Genomic DNA, 7,434 nt, shown 5'->3' on the forward strand with positions numbered 1-7,434 from the left:
TTCAATGCCGCCAACGACACGTACGGCGACATGCTCGAGCTGGGCATCCTGGACCCGACCAAGGTGACCCGCACCGCGCTGCAGAACGCAGCATCGGTGGCTTCGCTGCTGCTGACGACCGAAGCCATGGTCGCCGACGCACCGAAGGAAGAAGCCGGTGCCGGCGGCGGCATGCCCGACATGGGCGGCATGGGTGGTATGGGCGGCATGGGAATGTAATTTCCCGGCTGAGCTCCATTGCTCACCAAAACGAAAGGGCCGCGAAAGCGGCCCTTTTTCATTGCGCGTACGAATTAACGGAACTGGTCGCGCAGCGCCGTATAGAGCGCCCGGAAGCGCACATGACGCGCCTTGTGCCCATCGGCACCTTCAAGCGAAGGCACCAGCTGTTGCTTCACCGGCGGCAGCGTGCACACCTCGGCCACGGTGCCGCCGTCAGCCAGCCAGGCAAGGCGGGCCGCGCCCAGCGCCCCACCCGTCTCGCTGCCCGCGTACAGCGTGAGCGGCAGCTCGAAGATATCGGCCAGCAGCTGGCCCCACCAGACACTGCGCGCGCCGCCACCCACCAGCGCCACTTCGCGCAGCGGCATGCCGGCCGGCAGGCGCAGGGTGTCGAAGCCGTCGCGCAGGCCGAAGCTCACGCCCTCGACCACGGCATAGGCGATCTCCGCCGGGCCGTGCGCATGCGTGAGCCCGAACAGCACGCCCTGCGCGTTGGGATTGTTGTGCGGGGAACGCTCGCCCGAAAGGTACGGCAGGAACAGCGGGCAGCGCGCGCGCTGCGCGGGCGCGACCGACGCTGCCGCTTCGAGCAGCGCGGCCTCGTCGGCGAACCGGAAGGCCTTGGCGGCCCAGCTCACGGCGCTCGCGGCCGAGAGCATCACCGACATCTGGTGCCAGCGGCCGGGCAGCGCATGGCAGAAGGCATGCATCGCCTGCGCGGGGTTGGGCAAAAAGCGGTCGGTCGAGACGAACACCACGCCCGAGGTGCCGAGCGACACGAAGCCCTGCCCCGGTTCCACCAGCCCCATGCCGACGGCGCTGGCGGCGTTGTCGCCCGCGCCACCGGCGATGAGCACGGCAGCGGCGCCGTTCCCCACGCCCCAGCGCGCGGCCAGCTCGGGCTTGAGCTGCGCCGACACTTCGCTGCCCTCCACCAGCCGCGGCATGTGCCCGCGCGTGAGCCCGGTGGCCGCGAGCAGTTCGTCGGACCAGTCGCGCGCGCCGACGTCGAGCCACAGCGTGCCGGCCGCATCGGACATTTCGCTGACGGCCTCGCCGCTCAGCATGAAGCGCAGCCAGTCCTTGGGCAGCAGCACGCGCGCCGTGCGGTTGAAGATTTCAGGCTCGTGCTCGCGTACCCACAGCAGCTTGGGCGCGGTGAAGCCGGGCATCGCAAGGTTGCCCGCGATCTCGCCCAGGCGCGGCACGGCGCGCGCAAGCGCCTCGCACTGCGGGCCGCTGCGTCCGTCGTTCCAGAGGATGGCGGGCCGCAGCACCTCGCCCGCGGCGTCGAGCAGCGTGGCGCCGTGCATCTGGCCCGACATGCCGATCGCGCGCACGGCCGAGAGCGCTTCAGCATGCGCGCCGCGAAGCTCCGCCATCACCTGCTCCAGCGCCTGCCACCATTGGCTAGGCGCCTGCTCCGACCAGAGCGGCTCTGGCCTCTCGACCGTGAGCGGCGCACGCGCCACGCCGACGATGCGGTGGTCGCCGGCGAGCAGCAGCGCCTTGAGCTCGGACGTGCCGAGGTCCAGTCCCAGATACAAGATGGTGCTCCCTGATTGGTGCCTTGAAAGCGCTTGGTATGGGCGTCAGCCGAACCGCGTGTCGGCCTGGCGCCTGAACTCGCTCGGGGTCATGCCCTTGATCTCGAGGAAGCGCCGGTTGAAGTTGGCCACGTTGTTGAAGCCGACCTGGTAGCAGATGTCGGTCACGTAGTGGTCGGTCTGCATCAGCAGGTGGCAGGCGCTGTTGATGCGCACGCGGTTGACGAAGTCGGTGAAGCTGTTGCCGGTGGAGCGCCGGAAGAAGCGGCTGAAGCGGCTTTCGCTCATGCCGAGCTCGGCCGCCACGTCCGACATGGAGATCGGCTCCGCCATGTTGCTGGTGATGCGGTTGACGATGTCGTTGATCTGGTCGACCTGCGCATCGCCTTCAACGCCGTGCGCGCCCTGCATCTGCACGCTGGAGAGCAGCCGGTAGTCGGTGCATTGCGCGAGGTCGGCCATGAACTCGAGGAACAGCCCGAGCCGGCGCACGCCGCGCGCGGCCTTGATGTTGTCCCAGTGCGCCTGCGCCTGCTGCGACATGCCGAAGAACTCGATGCCGTGCCGCGCGCGTTCGAACAGCTGCATCACGTCGCGCAGTTCCGGGATCTCGGCCGCGGCGCGCTCGATGGGCTCGTGGCGGAACTGGATCACCCGGTCGCGGCCGGCGGCGCCGCCTTCGGGCACGTCGAGCGAGATCCAGTTGTGCGGCAGCCGCGGCCCGCAGAGCACGAGGTGCCCGGGCTGGAACGGCCCGATCCAGTCGCCGATGAAGGCCTTGCCCGAGGTCTCGGTGATCAGGTGCAGCTCGTAGTCTTCATGGAAGTGCCATCGCACCAGCGGGCTCGGAAAGCCGTGCGCGAGGCAGCGCACCAGGCCGGTTTCGGGGGCCTCGTAGCCCAGCGACGGAGAGCGCGCGATGTCGCGCTCCAGCTCGGGTTGGCGCTGACGGGGAATCGAGCGTTTGCGTGTGGACGTTGTCATGGCAGCACGGGGGTCAAGGCCGGGAAGCGACGGCCTCATTGTCTTCCTGCGCCAGCGCGGCGTGAACCGCGTCGAGCGTGGGTGGATCGGCGCCTTCGCGGGTGCAGTTGAGAGCGGCGGCGGTGGCGGCGAAGCGCATCACCTCGCGCCAGGCGTCGTCGCTCAACTCGCCGAGCTGGGCCGGGTGCTCGACGCCATGCGCGAGCAGCGAGACCGAGAGCCCGGCCGTGAAAGTGTCGCCCGCGCCGATGGTGTCGACCACCTTGACGCGCGGCGCCGCCACGGCGAGCGGCGCATGCCCCGTGCGCCAGAGCGTGGCGCCGGCGCCGCCGCGCGTGACGACCACGGCATGCGCGCCGGCCTGGAGGCACTCCGCGGCCAGCGCGTCGACCGGCTGGCCGGGGGCGAGCAGTTCGGCGTCCTCGTCGCTGAGCTTGATGAGGTCGGCCATGGCCAGCCAGCCGGTCACGCGCTCGCGGTAGGCGGCCATGTCGGGAATCAGGCTGGGCCGCACGTTCGGGTCGAACACGATCACGCGGCGCCCGGCGTTGGCCGTGACCAGCTCGGCAATGCGCGTGGCCGCAGGCTCCTGCAGCAGCGAGATCGAGCCGAAATGAAGGAAGCGGCACGCCGCCGGCAGCTGCGGCGGCGGCTCGGGCGCCCAGGTGGCGTCGGCGCTGCCGCGCGTGTAGAAGGCGTAGCGGTTGGTCTCGGGGGTGCGCTCGACGAAGGCCAGCGTCGACGGCGCATTGCTGCGCAGGATGAAGCTGGTATCGACGCCGTTGCGTTCGAGAAAGCGCATCAGCCGTTCGCCGAACAGGTCGGTCGACAGCTGCGTGAGAAAGCCGGTGGGCTGGCCCAGGCGCGCGCAGGCCACGGCCGTGTTGAGCGGCGAACCGCCCTCGTGGCCGAGGAACGCGAGCGCGCCGGCTTCGCTGGCGGTGAAATCGATGAGGGCTTCGCCCGTGAGTGCAATGCGCATGGTTCTCGGATTCTCTTCTGTCAGGGCAAGCTGCGCGCATCGGCCAGGAAGCCGCGCTCCGCGGCCAGCGTGGCGGGATGGTCGAGCAGCTCGGCAAAGAGGCGCGGCGGAATCGTGATGGCGCCCACGCCCAGCGCCAGCAACGCAAGATAGGCCTCGCGCGAGCGGATGCTGGCGACCAGCAGGCGCGTGCCCGACGAAGGCCGCTGCGCGACCAGCGCCTGCATCTGCGCGATCAGCGCCAGCCCGTTGACGCCGGCATCGTCGAGCCGCCCGAGGTACGGTGCCGCGTAGGCCGCGCCCAGCTGCGCGGCAAAGTGGGCCTGCTCGGGCGCGTACACGGCGGTCCAGGTGACGGGCACGCCCTGCGCGATGAGCCGCGCGCCGGCGTCGAGGCCCTGGCGCGTGGCGGGGATCTTCACGACCAGCTGGCCCCGGTCGAAGTGCGAGAGTAAGGCGGCCGCGTCTTCGAGCATGCCGTCGACTTCGCTGGAATAGACCTGCGCCTGCACCTGGCGTGCGCCCAGTTCGATGCAGCGTTTCAGCAGACCGGGCACTTCATCACGGCCGATGCCGGCGCGCTTGAGCAGCGTGGGATTGGTCGTCACGCCATGCACCACCGGATGCGGCAGGCAGGCCTGCAATTCAGGCAGGTCGGCGCTGTCCAGGTACAGATGGAAGTCTTCGTTCATGACTGTGCGTTGTTGGCGCTGTTGTTCTTGGCGTTGTTGTTCTTGGCGCTTCTGTTCAGGGCCTGTGCACAGATCACCGGGTACTCCCCTCCGCGAATGTCCCCCGGCCTGCGGCCTCCTCCTTGATTTCGCTGCGGGGAGCACCCGATGCTCTGTGCACTTGGGCACGCCGCTGGTGTACCGCTGATCAACCGCTGCTCTGAACACGCTCTCGCTGATGGGGTGCCTTGCGCAGCGAAATCAAGGGGGAGGCCGAAGGCCGGAGGACATTCGCGGAGCAAGGTACCCCGTCGGCGGGAGCGCGCCCTGAACGAAGACCAGCGCACAAGAACGAAAAAGCAGGGTCTCATCTCAGCTCATGACATTACCGCCATCGACATTGAGAGTCTGCGCCGTGATGTAGCGCGCCTCGTCGCTGGCAAGAAACACGGCCGCGCCCGCGATGTCGGCCGGCACGCCCATGCGGCCGAGCGGCACCTCCAGGCCCACGCGGCGCTTCTTCTCGCCCGGTGGCAGCCCCTCGGCCTTGGCGAACAGGCTGTCGACATGGTCCCACATCGGCGTGTCGACCACACCGGGTGCAATGCCGTTGACACGGATGCCGTGCGGCGCCATGGCCAGCGCGGCGCTCTGGGTATAGCTGATGACCGCCGCCTTGGTCGCGCAGTAGTGCGACACCAGCGCCTCGCCGCGCCGCCCCGCCTGCGAGGCCATGTTGATGACCGACGCACCCTGCGTGCCGGCCTCCACCATGTGGCGCAGCACGGCCTGCATCACGAAGAACATGCCCTTCACGTTGACCGCGAACAGCCGGTCGAACGAAGCCTCGTCGCTGTCGAGCAGCGGCGCCAGGTSGAACACCGCGGCGTTGTTGAACAGCGTGTGGATCGGCCCGAAGGCGACCTGTGCCTCGGCCAGCATGTGCGCGATGGCCTGCGTGTCGGTCACGTCGGCCGCGATGTAGGCGAGCTTGTCGGGGTGCTGCTGCTGCAGCGCGCGCACTGCCTCGGGCGCCGCCGCGGCGCGGTCGATCACGCTGCAGCGTGCGCCTTCGGCAATGCAGGCCTCGGCCACGGCCAGGCCGATGCCGCCACCGGCGCCGGTCAGCAGCACGTGGCGGTTCTTCAAACGTTCGCTCATTTCGTTGCTCCAGGGTTCTTCAGGAAATTTGCCACGCGCGCGCTCGCTGCGCGCACCGCGCCCACCAGCCGCGCATCGCCTGCGGCGGCGCCCCACAGTGCCGGGTCGGCGCACAGCGCGAGCACCGGATCGGCGGCATCGCAGATCGCGTGCGCCACGGCCTCGTCCATGCCCTGGTCCTGGTAGGCATAGGGCAGCGCCCCGCGATGCCAGCGCTGCAGGAAGGCCAGGAACAGCGCGGGCAGCATCGCGACGCTGTCGATCGGCTGCCCCGCGGCCAGCCGCTCGCGCACCGTGGGCGCGATGAAGCCCGGGATCTTGGAAAAACCATCGGCCGCCACGCGCTGGTTGGTGTCGCGGATCGCGGGGTTGCCGAAGCGGTCGAGCACCACGTCGCGGTAGGCCGCGAGGTCGATCGGGCTCGGGATGAGGCATGGGATCACGTCGTCGGTGACGTAGTCGAAGGCCATCTTGCGGATGGCCGCGTCGTGCGTGCCTTCGTGGATGAAATTCAGCCCCGCCAGCGTGCCGGCCCAGGCGATGCAGCTGTGCGTGGCGTTGAGGATGCGGATCTTGGCTTCTTCATAGGGCTGCACCGATTCGACCAGTTCCACGYCCACGCGGCCCCAGTCGGGCCGGCCGGCCGCAAAGTTGTCTTCGATCACCCACTGGATGAAGCTCTCGCCGGTGATCGCGGCCGCATCGTCGCGGCCCGTTGCGGCCTTCACGCGTGCGCGCAGCTCGGGCGGCGGGCGCGGCGTGATGCGGTCGACCATCGCATTGGGGCAGGCGGTGTTCGCCTGCACCCATGCCAGCAGATCGGCGTCGCCCGCGCGTTCGATGAATTCGAGCAGCCCGGCGCGGAAGCGGTCGCCGTTGTGGCGCAGGTTGTCGCAGTTGAGCAGCGTGACCGCGCCAGCCTGCGCAGCCTTGCGCGCACGCAGGATCGCGCAGACGGCGCCGTAGATGGTCACGCCCTCGCCGGGAGCATCGCCGCGCCGCGCGCGCTCGATGTCGGCTGCCAGATCGGCGAACGACAGGTCCAACCGGCCCTTGGTGTCGAGGTAGTAGCCGGCCTCGGTCACGGTGAACGAAACGATGCGCGTGGACGGCGCGGCGCCGCGTGCGATCACCGCGGCCAGCGAGGGCTCCCACGGCAGCACTTCGCGGATGGCCTCGATCTGTTCGTAGCGCAACTCGCCGGCCGGCGACACGGTTTCGAGCGTGTAGCGCCCGCCCTGCGCCTGCAGCGCGGCCACCACATCGGCCATGTCGGGACGGATGTTGGCGCCCGAAAGCGACCAGCGGGTGTCGCCCGCATCGATCAGCCGCTGCAGGTAGACGGCCTGGTGGGCACGATGGAACGAGCCGAGTCCGAGGTGAAGCACCACGAACTCCGAAGGAGCCGGGGGTAAGGTTGGCGCACCGAGAGGCGCTGCTGCGAGGGTCACGGGAATGTTCCGGAAGAAATCAGGCGGAGACCGAACGGCCTTCGCGGTTGAACAGATGAAGCACCGACGGATCGAGCTCGACCGCCACGTCGTCGCCCGCATGCAGCGGCGTGCGCTCGTTCTGGCGCGCGATCAGCGGCACGCCGCCCACGTCGACGTGGATCAGCGTGTCGGCGCCCAGCGCCTCGATCAGCTCCACGCGCCCCGGCACGCCCGCGGGCGCAGCCTGCTTCGGATGCACGCGCAGGCCTTCGGGCCGCACGCCCAGGAAGCCGTCGCTCGGCAGGCGACCGCCGGTGGCGGCGGAAAAACTCGGAATGGCGCTTGCCGCCACCATGTTCATCGACGGCATGCCGATGAACTGCGCGACGAACTGGTTGGCCGGGTGGTCGTAGAGCTCGAGCGGCGTGCCGACC

General features: G+C 69.5%; 7 protein-coding genes and 1 pseudogene. 1 reads left to right on the forward strand and 7 read right to left on the reverse strand.

Going from position 1 to position 7,434, the window contains the following annotated elements; all coding sequences use genetic code 11:
• A pseudogene (gene groEL, locus AC1DOC_RS11875) lies at positions 1-219 on the forward strand (chaperonin GroEL); the annotation flags it as partial.
• Between the two features lie 74 nt (positions 220-293).
• Here the strand turns inward: groEL and xylB are convergent.
• The 7 genes from xylB to AC1DOC_RS11910 form a co-directional block, all read right to left on the reverse strand.
• The gene (gene xylB / locus AC1DOC_RS11880; RefSeq protein WP_478079482.1) at positions 294-1,769 is read right to left on the reverse strand and encodes a xylulokinase; all 1,476 of its coding nucleotides are present in this window, start codon (positions 1,767-1,769) and stop codon (positions 294-296) included.
• A 45-nt stretch (positions 1,770-1,814) separates the two neighbouring features.
• Positions 1,815-2,753: an AraC family transcriptional regulator gene (locus AC1DOC_RS11885; RefSeq protein ID WP_026284346.1), complete on the reverse strand. Its 939-nt coding sequence runs from the start codon at positions 2,751-2,753 to the stop codon at positions 1,815-1,817.
• Between the two features lie 13 nt (positions 2,754-2,766).
• Positions 2,767-3,735 (reverse strand): carbohydrate kinase family protein, encoded by a 969-nt coding sequence (locus AC1DOC_RS11890; protein ID WP_478079481.1) that lies wholly within the window; start codon positions 3,733-3,735, stop codon positions 2,767-2,769.
• 20 nt (positions 3,736-3,755) lie between these two features.
• Positions 3,756-4,427, reverse strand: a complete 672-nt coding sequence (locus AC1DOC_RS11895; RefSeq protein ID WP_478079480.1) for a transaldolase family protein — start codon at positions 4,425-4,427, stop codon at positions 3,756-3,758.
• Between the two features lie 351 nt (positions 4,428-4,778).
• Positions 4,779-5,567 carry an L-iditol 2-dehydrogenase gene (locus tag AC1DOC_RS11900; protein ID WP_478129844.1) on the reverse strand — a complete coding sequence of 263 codons (789 nt, stop codon included), beginning with the start codon at positions 5,565-5,567 and terminating at the stop codon, positions 4,779-4,781.
• The gene (dalD, locus tag AC1DOC_RS11905) at positions 5,564-6,955 is read right to left on the reverse strand and encodes a D-arabinitol 4-dehydrogenase (RefSeq protein ID WP_478129845.1); all 1,392 of its coding nucleotides are present in this window, start codon (positions 6,953-6,955) and stop codon (positions 5,564-5,566) included. Before dalD ends, AC1DOC_RS11900 begins: the two co-directional genes overlap by 4 nt.
• 82 nt (positions 6,956-7,037) lie before the next feature.
• Positions 7,038-7,434, reverse strand: a 397-nt coding sequence (locus AC1DOC_RS11910; RefSeq protein ID WP_478129846.1) for a TOBE domain-containing protein, incomplete at its 5' end; no start/stop codon positions are given.

It is taken from the genome of Variovorax sp. 01T439_2 (assembly GCF_056398445.1).

Bases quoted from the DNA above. Each gene is read 5' to 3' on its own strand.
- AC1DOC_RS11895 (WP_478079480.1), bottom strand. From the start codon at position 4,427: ATGAACGAAGACTTCCATCTGTACCTGGACAGCGCCGACCTGCCTGAA.
- AC1DOC_RS11890 (WP_478079481.1), bottom strand. From the start codon at position 3,735: ATGCGCATTGCACTCACGGGCGAAGCCCTCATCGATTTCACCGCCAGC.
- AC1DOC_RS11885 (WP_026284346.1), bottom strand. From the start codon at position 2,753: ATGACAACGTCCACACGCAAACGCTCGATTCCCCGTCAGCGCCAACCC.